General features: G+C 63.0%; 12 protein-coding genes. 8 read left to right on the plus strand and 4 right to left on the minus strand.

Going from position 1 to position 18,152, the window contains the following annotated elements; all coding sequences use genetic code 11:
* Positions 1 to 7: 7 nt before the first annotated feature.
* From Q9316_RS22250 to Q9316_RS22260, 3 genes are read left to right on the plus strand one after another with little or no spacing between them, the layout of a single operon-like run.
* Positions 8 to 1,381, plus strand: coding sequence for a UbiD family decarboxylase (locus tag Q9316_RS22250; RefSeq protein ID WP_306035497.1), 1,374 nt, complete (start codon positions 8 to 10; stop codon positions 1,379 to 1,381).
* A gap of 3 nt (positions 1,382 to 1,384) precedes the next feature.
* Positions 1,385 to 1,972, plus strand: coding sequence for a UbiX family flavin prenyltransferase (locus tag Q9316_RS22255; protein WP_306035498.1), 588 nt, complete (start codon positions 1,385 to 1,387; stop codon positions 1,970 to 1,972).
* Between the two features lies 1 nt (position 1,973).
* Positions 1,974 to 2,903, plus strand: coding sequence for an XdhC family protein (locus Q9316_RS22260; protein WP_306035499.1), 930 nt, complete (start codon positions 1,974 to 1,976; stop codon positions 2,901 to 2,903).
* A gap of 36 nt (positions 2,904 to 2,939) precedes the next feature.
* Here Q9316_RS22260 and Q9316_RS22265 read toward each other — a convergent pair whose 3' ends face one another.
* Positions 2,940 to 3,926 carry a bile acid:sodium symporter family protein gene (locus Q9316_RS22265; protein WP_306035500.1) on the minus strand — a complete coding sequence of 329 codons (987 nt, stop codon included), beginning with the start codon at positions 3,924 to 3,926 and terminating at the stop codon, positions 2,940 to 2,942.
* An 89-nt stretch (positions 3,927 to 4,015) separates the two neighbouring features.
* Here Q9316_RS22265 and Q9316_RS22270 point away from each other — a divergent pair, with 89 nt between their 5' ends.
* From Q9316_RS22270 to Q9316_RS22280, 3 genes are all read left to right on the plus strand, one after another.
* On the plus strand, positions 4,016 to 4,870 hold the full coding sequence (locus Q9316_RS22270) for a LysR family transcriptional regulator (protein WP_306035501.1): 855 nt from the start codon (positions 4,016 to 4,018) through the stop codon (positions 4,868 to 4,870).
* A gap of 27 nt (positions 4,871 to 4,897) precedes the next feature.
* The gene (gene ggt, locus Q9316_RS22275) at positions 4,898 to 6,490 is read left to right on the plus strand and encodes a gamma-glutamyltransferase (protein WP_306035502.1); all 1,593 of its coding nucleotides are present in this window, start codon (positions 4,898 to 4,900) and stop codon (positions 6,488 to 6,490) included.
* A 103-nt stretch (positions 6,491 to 6,593) separates the two neighbouring features.
* Positions 6,594 to 8,351, plus strand: coding sequence for an ABC transporter ATP-binding protein (locus Q9316_RS22280; protein WP_306035503.1), 1,758 nt, complete (start codon positions 6,594 to 6,596; stop codon positions 8,349 to 8,351).
* 279 nt (positions 8,352 to 8,630) lie between these two features.
* Here Q9316_RS22280 and Q9316_RS22285 read toward each other — a convergent pair whose 3' ends face one another.
* The gene (locus tag Q9316_RS22285; protein ID WP_306035504.1) at positions 8,631 to 9,389 is read right to left on the minus strand and encodes a response regulator transcription factor; all 759 of its coding nucleotides are present in this window, start codon (positions 9,387 to 9,389) and stop codon (positions 8,631 to 8,633) included.
* Positions 9,390 to 10,469: 1,080 nt separating this feature from the next.
* Here Q9316_RS22285 and Q9316_RS22290 point away from each other — a divergent pair.
* On the plus strand, positions 10,470 to 12,593 hold the full coding sequence (locus Q9316_RS22290; protein ID WP_306035505.1) for an acyltransferase family protein: 2,124 nt from the start codon (positions 10,470 to 10,472) through the stop codon (positions 12,591 to 12,593).
* Between the two features lie 107 nt (positions 12,594 to 12,700).
* A complete protein-coding gene (locus Q9316_RS25730; protein ID WP_371878049.1) occupies positions 12,701 to 14,992 on the plus strand; it encodes an SDR family NAD(P)-dependent oxidoreductase in 2,292 nt (763 codons plus the stop codon).
* 5 nt (positions 14,993 to 14,997) lie between these two features.
* Here the strand turns inward: Q9316_RS25730 and Q9316_RS22305 are convergent, their stop codons facing one another.
* Together Q9316_RS22305 and Q9316_RS22310 are read right to left on the minus strand one after the other, a co-directional pair.
* Positions 14,998 to 16,386 carry a glycosyltransferase family 4 protein gene (locus Q9316_RS22305; RefSeq protein ID WP_306035506.1) on the minus strand — a complete coding sequence of 463 codons (1,389 nt, stop codon included), beginning with the start codon at positions 16,384 to 16,386 and terminating at the stop codon, positions 14,998 to 15,000.
* Between the two features lie 80 nt (positions 16,387 to 16,466).
* On the minus strand, positions 16,467 to 17,996 hold the full coding sequence (locus Q9316_RS22310) for an O-antigen ligase family protein (protein ID WP_306035507.1): 1,530 nt from the start codon (positions 17,994 to 17,996) through the stop codon (positions 16,467 to 16,469).
* Positions 17,997 to 18,152: the final 156 nt, after the last annotated feature.

Genomic DNA, 18,152 nt, shown 5'->3' on the forward strand with positions numbered 1-18,152 from the left:
CCGAGACATGACAGAGTACCACAAGCAAGACGTCCGCCGTTTCCTGGCCGATTACCGGGCGGAACATCCCGAGGACGTCATTACCATCGCCCGGCCGGTCTCGGACGATCAGGACGCCACCGCGCTGATCTGGACCCTTGCGGACAAGGGGCAGCATCCCTTGCTGCACCTGAAGAACGTCAGCGGCATCGGCGCCGAGGTCGTCTGCAATATCTTCGCCTCGCGCGAGCGCATCGCCCGCCTGCTCGGCTCGACCGCGGAAAACCTGCATGAGGCCTATCAGGCCCGCTCCAACCGGCCGTTCACGCCGGAAGTTCTGGAAAGCGGCCCCATCACCGAGGAGATCATCTCCGGCGATGACGTCGATCTCCATGCGCTGCCGATGCTCAAGCATTTCGACACGGACCGCGCGAAATACATCACATCAGGCATCATCATCGGCGAGCACCCTGAAACGGGAGCCGGCAATCTCAGCTATCACCGCGCGATGATCCACTCGAAGAATTCGCTCGCGACCTCGCTGCATTCGCGCGGCCATCTCTGGCGCCTGATGAACATGGCGAAGGAGAAGGGCAAGCCGATGCCGGTCGCCATGGTGATCGGCGGCCATCCGCTGTTCATGATCGCCGCCTCCGCCCGCCTTGCCTTCGGCGAGGACGAGCGCGACGTCGCCGGCGGCCTGATGGGCGAGCCGCTGCAGGTCGTGCGCACGCCGAAATACGGCATCCGCGTTCCCGCCCATGCCGAGATCGTGCTGGAAGGCGTGATCGATCCCGAGGCGCACGTCGCGGAAGGCCCGTTCGGCGAGTTCACCGGCTATTCCTCCGACCGCTCGACCAACAACCTTTTCACCGTCGAAACCATCCTGCGCCGGCGCGATGCCATGCTCGTCTCCGTCGCGGGCGGCAATTCGGCCGAGCACCTCAATCTCGGCCGCGTGCCGCGCGAGGCCGAGGTGGTGGAGAAGCTGAAGGCTCGTTTCCCCTCGATCACCGCCGTGCACTATCCGTCGTCCGGCACCCACTTCCATGCCTATATCGCCATGAACCAGACCCGCGAGGGCGAGGCGCGGCAGGTCATGCTCGGCCTGCTCGGCTGGGACCAGTACCTGAAGAATGTCGTGGTGGTGGACGCGGACGTCGATATCACCAAGGATTCAGAAGTGCTCTGGGCGCTCGCCACCCATTTCCAGCCGCACAAGGATGTCGTCATCATCGAGGGTCTGCCGGGCAATGCGCTCGACCCCTCGGCAAGCGGCATCGGCACGACGTCCCGCATGGGCCTCGATGCGACCCGCGGCCCGAATTTTCATGGCGTGCGCGCCCGCATCAGCGACGAGGCGACCGCGCGCGCCGCCGCGCTTCTCAAATCGGCGGGATAAGTCATGTCGATGCGGCCAAGACGCATGATCGTCGGCATTTCGGGGGCTTCCGGGGTCATCTACGGCAAGCGCATCCTCGAAGTGCTGCGCGACCTCGAAATCGAGACGCACCTGATCATGTCGCGTGCCGCCTGCATCACGCTCGCGGCCGAGGCGGATTTCACCAGGCAGGATCTGGAAGCGCTGGCGACGACCACCCATTCCAACAAGGATATCGGTGCGGTCTGTTCGTCCGGCTCCTACAAGACGCTCGGCATGATCGTCGCGCCCTGCTCGGTGAAGACCATGGCGGAGATCGCCACCGGCACGACGGACAACCTGCTCTCGCGCGCCGCCGACGTCGTGCTGAAGGAGCGCCGCCGGCTGGTGCTGATGCTGCGCGAGACGCCGCTGCATCTCGGCCATATCAGGAACATGGCGCAGGTGACGGAAATGGGCGGCATCATCTACCCGCCCGTGCCGGCCTTCTATGCCAGGCCGCAAAGCCTTGAGGAAATGGTCGACCACACCGTCGGCCGGGTGCTCGATCTCTTCGACCTCGACCCCGGCATCGTCCGCCGCTGGCAGGGAACGCAGGGCGGGGTGGAATAACATGACTGCCCGCATCGCTCCCGACCCGGAAACGCTCGCGCCCGAACCCCGCGCCGCCTTCCTCTCGGACGATGCGGCGGAAATCCTCGCCTTCGCCGCCGAGGCCATCGACGAGGGCTATCGCGCCGCGCTGGTCACGCTCGTCGAAATCCGCGGGGGTGCCGCCCGCGCCATCGGTGCGCAGATGGCAGTGCGGGAGGACGGCCTTTATTGCGGCTTCGTTTCCGGCGGCTGTACCGAGGCCGCCGTTGCGGCGGACGCCTTGGTCGCGCTCGGGAAAGGCCTGGACCGGAACCTCCGGCTCGGCGAGGGCTCGCCCTTCTTCGACATAGTGCTGCCCTGCGGCGGCGGCATCACGCTCGCCATCCATGTCCTGCGTGACAGCGCCGTTCTTCGCGAAATCCTGGCGGCTTTGCAGCGGCGCATGCCCGTCCGCCTGCGTTACCAGCCGGCAGCGCAGACGCTGGCCTTCGAACCGGGCGAGGGGCCGAGCGGCTGGGAAGGGGATTGTTTCGTCCGGGCCTATCGCCCGAAGCCGAGGCTCCTTATCGGTGGAACGCCGATGGAAGCCGGGGCCGTGGCGCGCATTGCCGCTGCGGCCGGCCACGATGTCCTCGTGGTGGGGCGGGGCCAGACCATCTCGGCCGATCAGCTCGACGCTGACACCGCCGTCGCGCTGCTGTTCCACGACATCGATCGTGAGCTGCCCCTCCTCGAAAGTGCGCTCGCTTCCGGCGTCTTCTATATCGGCGCGCTCGGCAGCCGCCGGACCCACGAGAAGCGCTGCGCCGCCTTGCGGCAGCGGGGTTGCAGCGAAGCCGACCTCGCCCGTATCAAGGCGCCGATCGGGATTTTCGACAAGGCGCGGGACTCCCATTCGCTCGCGCTTTCGGTCGTCGCGGATATTGCCGCGGCCCGGTCGTCCTGCTGACGGCGCCCAAACCCGCCAAATAGTACGGGCCGGCGGTCAGACCGGCGCCGGCGCGGTCTCCGCGGACTTCTGCCTATCGGCATAGACGCGGGCGAGCCAGGCGCAGACCATGAGCTGGATCTGGTGAAACAGCATGAGCGGCAGAACGATCGCGCCGATCGACTGGCCGGCGAAAATGACGCTCGCCATCGGCACGCCGCTCGCCAGACTCTTTTTCGAGCCGCAGAAGACGGCGGTGATGCGGTCCTCGCGGTTGAAGCCGAGCAGCTTGCCGCCGACGCTGGTGATGACGAGGACCACGGCGAGCAGGAGGCTGTCGACGAGGATGAGAAGCGCGAGATCTTCCAACGCGACCCTGTGCCAGATTCCCTCCGTTACCGCTTCGGAAAAGGCGAGATAGACGACCATGAGGATTGAGCCGCGGTCGAAGGGCGTCAGCAGGCTCTTCTTCGAGCGCACCCATTTGCCGATGAACGGCTGCAGCACCTGACCCGCGACGAAGGGCAGGAAGAGCTGCAGCATGATCTTCCAGACCATGTCGAAGGACATGCCGACATGGCCGCCGGCCGAGAAGAGCAGGGCGACGAGGGCGGGCGTGAGGAAAATGCCGAGAATGTTCGAGGTCGAGGCGGCGCAGATCGCGGCCGGCACGTTGCCGCCGGCAATCGACGTGAAGGCGATCGACGACTGGACCGTGGAGGGCAGGACGCAGAGGAACAGCAGCCCGAGATAGATCGGCTGCTCGATCAGCCAGGGCGAAAAGAGGCCGAGCCCGAGGCCGAGCAATGGAAACACCGCGAAGGTCGTGACGAGGATGAAGAGCTGGAGGCGCCAGTGCAGGAAGCCCGCGATCACCACATCCGTGGAAAGGCGCGCGCCATGCAGGAAGAAAAGGAGGGCGATCGCGACATTGGTGGCGATGCCGAACCACGCCGCCGGCTCGCCGGAGATCGGCAGGAGCGAGGCGAGGATGACGGCGGCGACAAGGAGCCAGGTGAAAGTATCGGGGAGAAGTTTTTTCATCGCTACTCGATTGGTGGGCCTCGACAGGCCTGTAAGTTTAGCTATCCTGTTTCTCGATGCAAACGATAAGGCTTATCTAGCTTTGTGATATGCTTGATCTCGTCCAGTTGCGCAGTTTCGTGATGGTGGCGCAGACGAAGAGCTTCACGCTCTCCGCCGAGCGGCTGAATCTTGGCCAATCGACGGTCAGCCAGCACCTCCAGCGGCTGGAGCGGGGGCTCGGCCGGCGGCTCATCGACCGGGATACCCATGCCGTCCGGCTGACGGCGGAAGGGGAGGCGCTGCTGCCGCATGCGCGCCAGCTTCTAGCGCTCGAGCGGCAGGCGGTCGCACAGTTCGATGCGGATGCGCCGCGCGGCCCCTTCCGTCTTGGCATTTCGGAGGATCTGGTGAGCGGGCAATTGCCGGGCCTTCTTGAGGATTTCATCGCGGATTATCCCTCGGTCGACCTCCAGCTCTCCGTCGCGCTCTCCAAGACGCTTGCCGGAATGCAGGATCGTGGTGAACTCGATCTCGTCATGGCCAAGCGCCGGATCGGCGAGCAGCGCGGCGATGCCATTCTGCGCGAGCCGCTCGTCTGGCTTGCGAGCGATCCGGAGGCGGTGCTAGCGAAGCCGGAACTGCCGCTGATCGTCTTCCCGCCGCCGAGCCTCACGCGCCAACTCCTGATGGAGGCATTGGAGCGCGGCCGGACGCCCTGGCGCATCGTCTGCTCCTGTCAGAGCCTCAGCGGGCTGACGGCTGCCGCGCGGGCAGGCATGGGCGTGCTGGTGCAGCCGCGCAGCCTGGCGCCGGCGGGCCTTCGCGAAATACCGCCGCCCTTGCTGCCGGCGCTCGAAGATGTGGAATTCGTCCTCGTCACCGCGCGCTCGGCCGACCATGCCACCATCTCGGCCTTCTCCCGCAAGGCGCGCGAGCGTTTCGGCAAGGGCTTCCTGACATAACGAACGACAGCCTGGAGGACGAAGAGCATGCGCAATTTCGAAAAGGCGACGCGGTCCGTCGCCGTGTCCCGCCATGCCATGGCGGCGACCTCGCATCCCTCCGCCACGCTGGTGGCGCTCCAGATCATGGAGGCGGGCGGCAATGCCATGGACGCGGCTATCGCTGCCTCGGCGGTGCAATGTGCCGTCGAGCCGGGTTCGACCGGCATCGGCGGCGACTGCTTCGTGCTCTTTTCGCCCGGTGGTTCCGACAAGGTCATCGCCTACAACGGCTCCGGCCGCACGCCGGCCGCCTTGACCCTCGAATGGTTCAATGAGCGGGGCCTTACGGAAGTACCGCGCCAGTCGCCGTCGGCGGTCACCATTCCGGGCGCGATCGATGCCTGGACCCGGCTCCACGCCGATCACGGCCGGCTCGCTTTCGATAAGGTGCTTGCGCCTGCCATCCGCTTCGCCGAGGAAGGCTATGCGATCAGCCCGCGGGTTCACCGCGACTGGCTGCTGGAGGAGGAGGTCCTCGCCGCCGATGAGAATGCCGCCCGCATCTTCCTGCCGGCCGGCCGGGCGCCGCGCATCGGCGAGGTCCACCGGCAGCCGGAGCTTGCGGCGACGCTGAGGCGCATCGCGGCCGAGGGACGCGACGGCTTTTATACCGGGCCGGTCGCGGAGGACATGGTGTCCTATCTCCGCTCCCTCGGCGGGCTGCACACGATGGAGGATTTTGCCGCCGCGCGCGGGGACTATGTCACGCCCGTGGCCACGGATTTCCGCGGCTACACCATTCACGAATGCCCGCCGAACGGCCAGGGCATCATCGCGCTGCTCATCCTCAACATCCTCAGCCGCTTCGAGGCCAAGGGCGACCCGCAATCGCCGGACCGGCTGCATATCGAGATCGAGGCGACGCGGCTTGCCTATGCCGCGCGCGATGCCCTGGTCGCCGATCCGGACAAGGCGGACGTACCCATGGACGAATTGCTCTCGGACGGCCTCGCCGACCGGCTGGCGGCGATGATCGACCTGCGCCATGCGCTCACCGATCTCCCGCCCTTCGAAATGCCGCTGCACCGCGACACGGTCTACATCTCCGTGGTCGACCGTGACCGCAACGCAGTCAGCTTCATCAACTCGGTGTTCGACAGCTTCGGCACCGGCCTCGTTGCGCCGCGCTCCGGCGTGGTCCTGCACAATCGCGGCCAGAGCTTTTCGCTGAAGGCCGGCCATCCGAACGTGGTGGCACCGCTCAAGCGCCCGCTGCACACGATCATCCCGGGCATGGTGACCCGCGGCGGCCGCGTCGAGATGCCCTTCGGCGTGATGGGCGGCTACTATCAGGCGCTGGGCCATGCGCATCTCATCTCGAAAGTCTTCGACTACGGCATGGACCTGCAGGAGGCGATCGACCTGCCGCGTCTCATTCCGCGTTCAGGTGGTACGTTCGTCGAGGCCGAACACACCTTGCCGGCGGCGAGCGCGCAGGAACTGGAACGCCGCGGCTTCTCGATCGTCCCGGCGGAAGGCCCCATCGGCGGCGCGCAGGCGATCTGCATCGACTGGGAGAACGGCACGCTGATCGGCGGCTCGGAATCGCGCAAGGATGGAATCGCACTGGGCCTGTGAGAGAATAAAAACCATGCGGCGGGCAAAATTCTTGCGGCAAAAGAGGAAGAAACGGGTTAGTCGATCGTCTAAGCTATAAGACGATACCGAAAGCCTGCTTCCCATGTCCGATCTCCTGAAGCGTTTTGCCGCCTACTACCGCCCGCACCGGCGCCTGTTCGCGCTGGACTTTACGTCCGCGGTGGCGGCGGGCCTGCTGGAGCTTGCCTTTCCGGTGGCGGTGACGCTCTTTATCGACCGCCTGCTGCCGACCGGCCAGCTCGACGTCATCGCGCTTGCCGCGGTCGGGCTTTTCCTGATCTATCTGCTCAATGCCGGCCTGCAGGTCATCGTCACCTATTGGGGCCACATGCTCGGCGTGCGCATCGAGGCGGAGATGCGCCGCAAAGCGTTCGACCACCTGCAAAAGCTCTCCTTCGGCTTCTTCGACAACCAGAAGACCGGCCATCTCGTCGCAAGGCTCACCAAGGACCTGGAAGAGATCGGCGAGGTCGCCCATCATGGCCCCGAAGACCTCTTCATCGCCGTCATGACGCTGATCGGCGCCTTCGTGCTCATGCTCTGGGTGCATGTGCCGCTGGCGCTGATCACCGTCGTCATCGTGCCGCTGACGGCCTGGGTGACGACGCATTACGGCTCCCGCATGACGACCACCTGGCATGCGCTCTATGGCCGCGTCGCCGATTTCAACGCGCGCATCGAGGAGAATGTCGGCGGCATCCGCGTCGTGCAGGCGTTTGCCAACGAGGATCACGAGCGCAAGCTCTTTGCCGAGAGCAACAGTAACTATCTCGTCACCAAGATGCAGGCCTATAGGGTCATGGCGGCCTCCGCCTCGCTCTCCTACCTCTCCATGCGCTTCGTGCAGGTGGTGGTGATGCTGGCCGGTGCCTGGTTCGTGGTGCACGGCGATCTTTCCCCGGGCGGCTTCGTCGGCTTCCTGCTGCTGATCAACGTTTTCTTCCGGCCGATCGACAAGATCAACTCGATCATCGAGACCTATCCGAAGGGCATTGCCGGCTTCACGCGCTATACGCAGTTCCTCGATACCGAGCCCGACATCCGGGATGGCGAGGGGGCAAGGGATGCGGGCCGGCTTCGCGGCGACATCGCCTACCGCGACGTGCATTTCGGCTACCGCGACGACAAGCCGATCTTCGACGGGCTGGACCTCGCCATCAGGGCGGGGGAGACCATTGCCTTCGTCGGCCCCTCGGGTGCCGGCAAGACGACGATCTGCTCGCTTTTGCCGCGCTTCTACGAGATCGCGTCGGGCGCGATCGCCATCGACGGCATCGACATCAGGGACATGACGCTGCGGTCGCTGCGCTCCAATATCGGCATCGTGCAGCAGGACGTCTTCCTGTTCGCCGGCACGATCCGCGAGAACATCGCCTATGGCCGGCTCGAGGCCAGCGAGGCGGAGATCCGCGATGCCGCCCGCCGGGCGCGCCTCGACGACGTGATCGCCAACCTGCCGGAGGGTCTGGACACCGTCATCGGCGAGCGCGGCGTCAAACTCTCGGGCGGCCAGAAGCAGCGCCTCGCGATTGCCCGTATCTTCCTGAAGAACCCGCCGATCCTCATCCTCGACGAGGCGACCTCGGCGCTGGACACGGAAACCGAACGGGCCATCCAGCAATCGCTGGCCGAACTTTCCGAAGGCCGCACGACCCTCGTCATCGCCCACCGCCTCGCCACCATCGCGAACGCCGATCGCATCCTCGTCGTCGACGACGGCCGCATCGTCGAGAGCGGCAGCCACGCCGATCTCATCGCCAGGAAGAATGGGCGCTACAGGAACCTCCAAGCCGCCCAGACGGAGAGCGGATCGGTTCATCCATTCCAGCTCAAGGGATAGTCACGCGCCTCGGTCAGCGGGCCGAGTTCACCCTTACAAGATGCCCTGAATGGCAAATTGCTGAGCAGGCCTTTGGAACCTGCTCAGCAATTTTTCTCCGTCATCGCCAGGCCGATCGTGGTGATCGGCTAAAATCAAGGCTTTGGCATTTCCCACCGGTGCCGATAAGCTTGCTGATCCGCTAAAGCATTTCCGCTTTTCTCCTTATCGCGAAAAGGCTCTTTCTTTTGTTTTTATGCAATTCCGGACGCAAAACTGCTGTGCTTTTCTGGAATTGCTCTAGGCATCGAGCGGAAACAGCTCGTTGAGTTTGTAGGCCACCTCGGTCCGGTTGGTCGCCTTCATCTTCTTCATGATGTTTCTTATGTGCACCTTGACGGTGCTTTCTCTCAGATTGAGTTCGTAGGCGATGATCTTGTTCGCCTTGCCGCGGCGCAGCGCATTCACGACTTCGATCTGCCGGGTCGTGAACATGCTGTCGAGCGGGCGCAGAGGCGGGGTCTCGGTCACGAGCACCTGGCGCATCGCAAGCACGCTGCTTGCGGGGAGGAAGACGCCTCCCGCCAGTGATAATGCTATGGCCTCGATACAGACGTCGATCGTTACCGATGACGGGATGTAGCCTCTTGCACCGAATTCCAAGGCTTTCATGATCTGCAGGAGGTCCACGGAATCCGCAAGAAGGATTACGGGAACTCCAAATTCCATCGAAAGTGCTCTCACCTTCTCGGCGACGGACGGATCACCGGCGCTCTCCCCTCCAATATTGAGGAGGATAGCGGCGAGGGGAGATACATCGTCCTTCAAGGATTTCCAGTTCTCGGTCGATGTAACTGCGATGAATTCCATTTCAACTTTTTGCGATGCCAGGCATCTTGCCAGGCACTGCCCGTCCAGGGCCCTCCGGTCCAGTATCATGACGGATTTTTCCCGCGGGGAAAAACCTATCGGAAGGGATCTCCCGTTCACTGCAGAGATGTCTTTGAATCTATGATCGGAAAGCTTTGTCCCACCTGTATTTATCTGTGTTGATGTCATGATCACGATACTCCACGCCAAGACACATGGTCTGACCTTTACTTTTCACGATGTGATTTGTACCCACCCAAGGCCTGCGTTTTGCCGCGTCATTTCGAAACTTTTTAGTTAAAAAACCAGATGGCGGCTAAATACTAATTCCAAAAGATATCCCTAATTTATCGTAAATCACTTGGCCTGTATAGCTCCTTCGTATCGGTTCTTGGTTTCGGTTAATTTCGATGCCGATAAGTCGCGTTACGCAGGAGTTCCAATATACCATTGGAGTTTAATTGGATAATAATAGTATAGAAATGCGTTGGGCGAAATATCAATTTCCGCCTCCAAGATGCTGTAATTAATGGCGTGTTTCTTCATATTTCTTCTTGATCTGTTGGTATCAGGCGCTACATACCTGAATTATTTTGGGTCTATGCTGATCTCCCCGGCTGTTATGTGCGGTTGGGTCGCAGATATAGCTTGGCTGCGACGGCTGACGATGGTCTCGAAAAGGCGAGGCGTTTCATTTCTGAACGCATTGCACTATGTCGAGGACGTTTGCCGGATGAGATTCATTCGGTGGCCAGACGCCGAAGACGGCTGTTTTCCCCTACCGCTTTAGAGGTAACCGTGGCTAAGCCTCGGGCACGGCCCATACTTCTTTTGTCCATGAGTTGCGTTCGCATCCGCCAATATCCGTAGCGGTATGGTCGTTGTCGCGCATGGTCGCCAGCTTGTCCGTTAAGCCTTTTTCTATCGGAAGGCATGGGAAACAGGACGGGCAATCCGGCGAAGGCGATCAGTCACGGGAGCTACTTCAATCGGAATAGTCTGCTCGCGCATTTTTTCGCTCCCTGCCGCTTTCATTTACGGCTCGCGGCTTCAAGTAAGCGCAGCGCACCGGTTTGAAAGAACAAGCCGGATCATCCGACCATCTCCGCATGCTTTCCTATCCGAAAGACGTATGCGGGTGCCAATTTTACCACCCAGCGTGTGTAAATCTACTTCGATCGATTTCTTGACGATTGCGGTCGAGTTGCCATTTCATTCCCCTCTATCAACACACGCGCGTGGACATTATTTCCGGTTCCGGGTGATGCAATGAGCTTGTTCGATTTGCTGGGCTCCCGACGACAGTCCGCGCATGGCGCGGCACCCTTGTTCCTGCCGCGGGAAGTGCAGACGGATGCCCGGAGCGCGGGACACCGCCGCGAGATCGACGGGCTCAGGGCCATCGCCGTTCTGGCGGTGGTCTTCTATCATTTCCGCCTGCCGGGCTTTGGCGGCGGATTTGTCGGCGTCGATATCTTCTTCGTCATTTCGGGTTTTCTGATCGGCGGGATTCTCTGGCGCGAACTTTGCGAGCAGGGCACGATTTCGCTGAAGATGTTCTATGTCCGGCGCATCCTGCGGATTGCGCCGGCCTATGTGGCGATGGCGGCCGCGACGAGCCTGGTCGGCTACATCGTCCTGCTGCCTTTCGAATTCCGCGAATTCGGAAAGTACCTCATCGCGTCCGTGGCCTATCTGTCCAATGTGCAGTTCTTTCGCGATGCCGGCTATTTCGACGCCGCCGCCGAAAGCAAGATCCTGCTGCACACATGGTCGCTGTCCCTCGAGGAGCAGTTCTATATTCTCCTGCCGCTGCTGATGCTGCTGTTGCGCCGGCGGCGCGCTCTACTCGTGGCAGCGCTCGGTGTCGTCTTTACTGTATCGCTGGTCTTATGCGTCCTCGTCACGCCGCTTGCGCATGTCGCGACCTTCTATCTGCTGCCGTTCCGCCTTTGGGAGCTGCTCGCCGGGGTCCTGCTGGCGATGTTCGTCCATCGCGTGGGGGAGGATCGAAAGCGTTCTCCGGCTATATCCTGGGTCGGGCTGGCGCTGCTGTGCGGAGCGATCGTGTTTGGTACGGCCGGCCCGGGCTTTCCCGGCGCGCAGGCCCTTGTCCCGGTCGGCGGCGCGGTGCTGATCATTCTGGGCGGTCGCGGCGACAATGTCGTCAACCGCATGCTCTCGTCGCCGCCTGCGGTGTTTTTCGGCCTGATTTCTTACTCTCTTTATCTATGGCATTGGCCCGTCCTGACGCTTTTGCAATATTACCTCGACGCGCCCATCGCGGGGCCGTTCCAGGTCACGGTCCTGTTTGCCGCGTTGGTCGCCCTGTCCTGGCTGTCCTTCCGCTTTATCGAGCGCCCGTTCCGGCAAATGCGGTTCAGAAGGCCTCCGGCTATTTTTGCCGGTGTTGCCGTATCCTCGGTCATCCTGCTGGCGGCAGGCGCGGGTGCCTACCTTCGTGACGGCATGGCGGAGCGTTTCGCCCCGTCCATTCGCATGCATATCGATGCTTCCGCAGACTTCCTGCAGGATTGGAGCCGATGCTACGTTCCCGCCTCAGGCGCGCTGGAGGGTGTGGAAGTCTGCCCGATCGGCCCGGAAAAGGCCCCGACATTCGTGGTCTGGGGCGATTCCCATGTCCGGGCGTTCAAGGAAGGGCTGGCCAGGCTTGCCGACGAGAAGGACCGCGCGGGCTTGATCATCTGGCGGGCAGGCTGCCCACCGCTTTTCGACATCCGCAAGGAGGAAAGCGCCGCCACCCGCAGTCAGGACGAGGATTGCACGCGGGCCAATGACCGCATCCGCAAGGGACTTGTCCAGCTCAACGGCGTCGACAAGCTGCTGCTGATCGGCCGGTGGGCCTATTATGCAGAGGGCTCCGGCGTGGGGCGCGACGTCGCCAACACGATCCGCCTTATGTCGAATGAGGGCGAGCCCGCCGGCAATGCCGGGCAGCACGCGATTTTCGAGCAGACCGTGCTTGCCACCGTCGACGAACTGACGCGGCGGTTCGACGTCTTCGTGCTGCAGCAGGTGCCGGAGGTCTCGCTTTACGATTCACGCGAAGTGGCGCGCATGCTGGCGCATTCGGGCCGCGACGCGCAAGCGGACGCGGCCACGCGGTTCACGGTCTCGAAATCCGACCTGACGCGGCGTACCGCGCCTTCGGAACGGCCGTTCCAGACGCTGGCTGCGGAAAACAGGATCACCTGGCTCCCTTCCTGGGAGAGGCTTTGCACCGCCGACCGCTGCTCGGTGCTACACAATGGCCGATCCTACTACTTCGACAACAATCACATCACCAATTCCGCCGCGATCGATCTTCGACATATGTTCGATCCCGTCATGGACGACGCCGGGCAAGTTGCCATGCAAACAAGGACGCGATGATGACAGCAGAGGTCGTGGAGAAACTCTGGGACGTCATCGTCATTGGAACGGGCATTGGCGGCGGCACAATCGGACGCTGCCTCGCCGAAAAGGGCCTTTCCGTCCTGATGGTCGAAAAGGGGCCCTTCGGCCCCAGGGCCGAGCAGCAATCGCTGAGAAGCGATGTCGAGGACGAGCAAGCCCGGCATGTGCGGGGTTATTGGCCCAAGCCGCTGAACGCCATGATCGACGGTCGGGAATCGCTGTTCCATGGCCCGTTGGGCGCCGGGGTCGGCGGCTCGTCGGCCTTTTACGCGGCGACGCTGGAGCGGCCCGAACGGCATGATATCGACCATACGGAGGAACGGCCGCATCCGAGCGGCGGATGGCCGGAACGCTACGATGCCTTTCTGCCCTATTTCGAGAGAACGGAGCAGATGTATCACGTCTGCGGAAGCGTCGATCCTCTGTCCAGCGAGCCGGATTCCAATCTGCTGCCCGCCCCCGAGCTTCCCCGGGGCGACAGCGAGATGCAGCAAACGTTCCAAAAGATCGGCCTGCACCCCTATCACATCCATCTCGGGGTCCGTTTCCTGTCCGGCTGTACCATGTGCTTCGGCTACAAATGTCCCCGTTCCTGCAAGATGGATGGGCGCTCGGCCGGCGTCGAGCCGGCCCTGAGGCGGGAGAACGCCGCGCTGCTCGACAATTGCGAGATCAAGGCCATTCACGGCGAAAGAGATAGCGTGACCCATATCGTGGCGCAGCGGGGCGGCGAAATCCTGAACCTGCGGGCGAGGCGGTATGTATTGTCGGCGGGCGCGCTCGGCTCGCCCCGGCTGCTTCTGGCGTCGAAATCGGAGGCCTGGCCGGAGGGCTGCGCCAACAGCAGCGGGCTGGTGGGCCGCAACCTCATGTTCCATCTCTCCGAGATGATCGCCATCTGGCCGAAGCGCGATGCCCCATCCGATGGACCGACCCGCTCCCTGGCTATGCGGGATTTCTATTATGCCAAGGGCCAGAGGTTCGGTTCGTTCCAGGCCATGGGAGTGGACGCCTCCTACGGCGAGATCACGCACTACCTGAAAAATCTCTTCGACCGGTCGATCGTGCGCCGGCTGAAGGCGATCCGGCCGTTCCTGCGCATTCCCGCCTTTCTCGCCGCACGGTTCTTCGGCCGTGCGAAGGTCTTCGTCGGCATCCTCGAGGACCTTCCTCATGCGGAAAACCGGGTCGTGCTGGACGAAGAGGATCCCGGCCGCCTGCGTTTCGAATATCGTATTCCCAACGAGCTGAAGGAACGGCGCCGCGCCTACCGGCAGATGGTCAAGCGCAAGTTGCGGGGGCTGCGCTTCATGTTCCTTTCCTTTCAGCCGGAGCTGAACTTCGCGCATTGCTGCGGCACGCTGCGTTTCGGCGACGATCCCCGCACCAGCGTTCTCGACCGCGATTGCCGGTCGCACGACGTGCGCAACCTCTATGTCGTCGACGCCTCCTTCATGCCGACTTCGATGGGGATCAATCCCAGCCTGACGATCGCGGCGAACGCGTTGAGGGTGGGCGACAGGCTGGCGGCCGAACTGGCCAGCGAGAAACTTTCCGATGCGACGCCGATGGAGAGCCCGATGCTGATGAAAAATTCCAATGCGGGTGTGCGCGGCGACGTGGCCGTGGTGACGGGGGCAGGTGCCGGGCTCGGACAGGCCCTGGCGATCGAGCTGGCGGAGCGCGGCGTTCGTGTCGTCGGCTTGGGCCGCCGGCAGGCGGCGCTCGAGGAAACCACGAGCCGAGCGGCTGAAGGTCTGTTCATTCCCAGGGTCGTCGATGTCGGCGACGCCGCGGCGGTTCAAAACACTTTCGCCGAGATCGCGCAGACGATCGGTGACGTGACGATCCTCATCAACAACGCCGCCGTCTATCCCCGCCGTGATTTCATGGACGAGACGCCGGAGAGCTTCATGAAGACGGTGGCCGTCAACCTGGGCGGCGTGGTGGCCTGCACGCATGCGGCCTTGACCGGCATGACACGCTCCGGCGTGGGGCGCATCGTGAATGTGGGCAGTTTTGCGGACCTCGCGCCGCAGCCGGCAAGCTCCGCCTACAGCGTTTCCAAGGGCGCCGCGCGGATCCTGATGAAGGCGCTGGCGGCCGATCTTTCCGACCGCTTTCCGGATATCGTGATGACGACATGGATGCCGGGCATATTGGCAACGGAAATGGGCAGGCCCGACGGACTGGATCCAAGGGAAGCTGCACGCTGGGGCGTCGAACTGGCGCTTTGGCGCGACCGGTCGCTGAACGGGGCGCTTTTTGAGCGCGACCGCGAGATCCTGGAGCCGCGTTCGCTCAAGCGCCGCATTCGCGATCGCATCCTGATGCGGCAGCAGGCCGCCCCTCGGCAGTTGCTGCTGACGACATGAGACGATCACGCCTGGAGCGAGATCGCCGACAGGAGCAGGCGGTACGATGTCGGGGCCGATGGACGGAGATTTGCGGTGGAGCTGTAGATACCCAGCATGACCTCGACCTTGGCGTCCCAGGAATAGTCCTGAAGAATACGCGTTCTGCCGGCCTCGCCCATCGCCCTGCGCAGGTCCGGATCAGCGGCCAGCCGGTCCATGGCCGCAGCAAAGCCTGAGATCATCGCTTCGCGCGAGGTCGGGGGAATCAGAATGCCACAGCCCTCGTCGAGGTAATCCAGCGGCCCCCCCCAGGCGGTCGCAATGACGGGACGGGCGCAGGACATGGCCTCGAGCACGACCGCGCCGCCGCATTCGTAGATACTGGGCAACAGAAGCGCATCCGCCGTATCCAGCTTTTCGACACAATCGGCCTGGGACAGCCAGCCGGAAAAGCGTAGCCTGTCTTTCAGTCCGAGCCTCTCCCCCAGCGCCATCAGGGCCGGACGCATCGGCCCGTCGCCGATGATCTCGAAGGTGGCGTCCGGGTGCTCCATCCTCGCAAGCGCAGAGATGGCGATATCCACCGCCTTCCAGTCCACCAGCCGGCCCATGAAGACGAAGTGCGGCGGGCGCTTCGCGTTGCGCTCCTGCCCATGCTGGCCACGAGGGGTCCAGACCGTCAGGTCGACGCCGTTCTCGACCAGCTTGCGCACCTCGCCCCGGACTGCCTTCGGCAGGCCGTTCTGTGTGCGGGCATTGGCCACGATGATCATCTGCGCGCGTATCTTGCCGGGCATCAGCCGATGAAAGAGGTCCGAGATGCGGCGCGCCGCGCCGATGATGCGGCTCAGCATGGACTGTCCCCAGACCGATCCCCGGAAGGCGGCGGGATAGGCCATGTTGCCATTCATCGGCCCGATGATCACCGGCGCCCCCATATCGTAGAGCAGCGAGGGCTCCCGCGGGGAGACCGGGGTCGGCTGATGCACGACGGTCACGCGGCGCTCGCGCACAAGGGCACGGGTGAGGCGTTGCGCGGTGCGCTGGGTGGCGAGGCGACTGATCCAGCCGAGCGTCAAGTACGAAACCTGTGCGGGCAGGAATCGGCCGAGCTTCCAGCAGATCAAATGGATGGCCCGATCGGGAATGAAAGTGACGCGGTCGATATCCGCTCCCAGCAAGGCGGTCAATTCGGCACGGGTCCGTTCGTGAACGATCAGCCAGGCCTCGATCCCGCGCCGCCGCAGGCCCATGAAATGATGTAGCGGCAGTGAAGCCTCGCCACCGAAGTGGAACGAGGCATTGTCGCCGACAATGACCACGCGAGGTTCTTCCGCCACGTTTGTTCCCCAGTTTCGGGCCGGGCAGCCGCCGACCGATTTGTCCAGTGTATTCGCGGCGAAACGATACACAATGCAGGCATCCGCAGCGGTCCTTCATGAAAAAGGCGTATGAATCCTTGTATTCGTGTAGGAAATCGCCGCGAGGCGGGTCACGTCCGGTATTTGCCGAGAATGCGGGAAGGCGGCGTCGACACCATGCGCGAGGCATCCTTGGAAGCGCTCGCCGCGTGCTCTGGCGCGACCTTGAGAGCGGCGACGCAAAGGCCGGAAAAGGCCCAGTACACATAGGGTATGAAGGTGACGCTGCTGGTTGTGGAGATCGTGAACAGCATGCCGACGAGGATGCCGAGAAGGGCGGCGTGGTTGATGTCGGTCGTTTCCCCGGCCCGGAACGCCACGGCAAGCTTCACGGCAATGTAGGCGAAGTATCCGGTGAAAAGGACAAGGCCGGCAAGACCGAATTCCAGCGCGACCTGCAGGTAGCTGTTCACGATGTCGATGATGCCCTGCCCCTGGATCATCCGCTGCATTTCTGGCTCGTTGAGGAAGGTGATCGAGCCGAACAGGGGAGAGCGCTCGATGACGATCAGGGCATTTTCGAAAAGCTCCGATCGGTAGCTGACGGTTCCCGGATCGGCATTGCCGATGAACGGCAGGAGATTGAGGAAGCGGTCGATGCCGCGTCCGAGGACGAAGACCAGCGCCAACGCCGGCAGCGCGGCGGCAATCATGATCTTGAGGCTGAATTTCGGTTTGGCGAGCGCCATGACCAGGCAGCAGACGGTGAAGCCGAGCCAGGGACCGCGCGAAATGCTTGCCAGCAATCCCCCGACCAGCACGCCCAATGCACCGAGGCGCCAGAAGGTGGAAACGGCGTTGGCCCGCACGGCAAGCAGGCACCCGGCGCCGGCCATGCAGACGAAGCCGAAGGCGATCGGCTCGATGGCGGTCACGGCGGCGCGAAGCATGCCGTCGCGGAAAAGGTAGGGCACGGTAAGGAAGCTGCCCCAGTTTTCCGCAGCGATATTGTAGAGGCGCCAGCTTCTCAAGACCTCGAATGCGCCGATGGCCGCGAAGGGCATCGTCGCGACGGCGAAGGCCAACAACGCCCTGTTGATGTCCTGCGCGTTGCGCAGGCCGCGGCTGAACACGAAATAGGGCAGCGCGATGTCGAGAAGATAGCCGATCACGATGCGCATGATGGAGGTCGGAAGCGGGTCGCGTATGGCGAGGAGCGAAATGAGCGCGACGAACGCGCCCACCGGCATGTCGGCGGGGGCTAGAATCCGGTTCCTCTTGTCCTGCCATAGTTCGACGGCGACGGGCAAAAGGATGAACAGTGCGAGAAGGCGAGGCGGATTGACGTCGAGGATCTTGCCGAAGAGACCGGGAATCCCTGCGGCTACCGTAATGCAGGGCGTCACGAACAGCAGGACGATGTAGAGATGCAGCGGATTGGCGGAACGCTTCAGAATGACCACGCTGAGCACAAGCATGCCAAGGGCGAAGAGCAGGAAATTGCTGGCGAGAAAGACCGCACAGGTCGCGGCGTACCAGCAGTTGCGCCACAGGCGGAATTCGGAAAGCGGTACGAACGGGACGGCCACTTTCCTCGCCAGCATGAAGACCGGCGTGGAAATGATCAGGATGTAGATCAGCGCTTTCAAGTAGTCCGGCATGAGACCTTTGTCCCCTGAAGCGTTCGGGAAGGCTCCCGCTCACAAGGCTACCGTCCGCGATCCTATCGCAAGCGGGCTCCCGCCAGCACCTTGACCAAATGAAGTAGGGCGGATCGTCCCCATGGATAAGCCGATGGGCAGCCGCGGTGCTTGCCT

Source organism: Shinella zoogloeoides (assembly GCF_030733845.1).
Lineage (GTDB): Bacteria > Pseudomonadota > Alphaproteobacteria > Rhizobiales > Rhizobiaceae > Shinella > Shinella zoogloeoides_C.

Bases quoted from the DNA above. Each gene is read 5' to 3' on its own strand.
- Q9316_RS22250 (WP_306035497.1), top strand. From the start codon at position 8: ATGACAGAGTACCACAAGCAAGACGTCCGCCGTTTCCTGGCCGATTAC.
- Q9316_RS22255 (WP_306035498.1), top strand. From the start codon at position 1,385: ATGTCGATGCGGCCAAGACGCATGATCGTCGGCATTTCGGGGGCTTCC.
- Q9316_RS22260 (WP_306035499.1), top strand. From the start codon at position 1,974: ATGACTGCCCGCATCGCTCCCGACCCGGAAACGCTCGCGCCCGAACCC.
- Q9316_RS22265 (WP_306035500.1), bottom strand. From the start codon at position 3,926: ATGAAAAAACTTCTCCCCGATACTTTCACCTGGCTCCTTGTCGCCGCC.
- Q9316_RS22270 (WP_306035501.1), top strand. From the start codon at position 4,016: ATGCTTGATCTCGTCCAGTTGCGCAGTTTCGTGATGGTGGCGCAGACG.
- ggt (WP_306035502.1), top strand. From the start codon at position 4,898: ATGCGCAATTTCGAAAAGGCGACGCGGTCCGTCGCCGTGTCCCGCCAT.
- Q9316_RS22280 (WP_306035503.1), top strand. From the start codon at position 6,594: ATGTCCGATCTCCTGAAGCGTTTTGCCGCCTACTACCGCCCGCACCGG.
- Q9316_RS22285 (WP_306035504.1), bottom strand. From the start codon at position 9,389: ATGACATCAACACAGATAAATACAGGTGGGACAAAGCTTTCCGATCAT.
- Q9316_RS22290 (WP_306035505.1), top strand. From the start codon at position 10,470: ATGAGCTTGTTCGATTTGCTGGGCTCCCGACGACAGTCCGCGCATGGC.
- Q9316_RS25730 (WP_371878049.1), top strand. From the start codon at position 12,701: ATGGTCGAAAAGGGGCCCTTCGGCCCCAGGGCCGAGCAGCAATCGCTG.
- Q9316_RS22310 (WP_306035507.1), bottom strand. From the start codon at position 17,996: ATGCCGGACTACTTGAAAGCGCTGATCTACATCCTGATCATTTCCACG.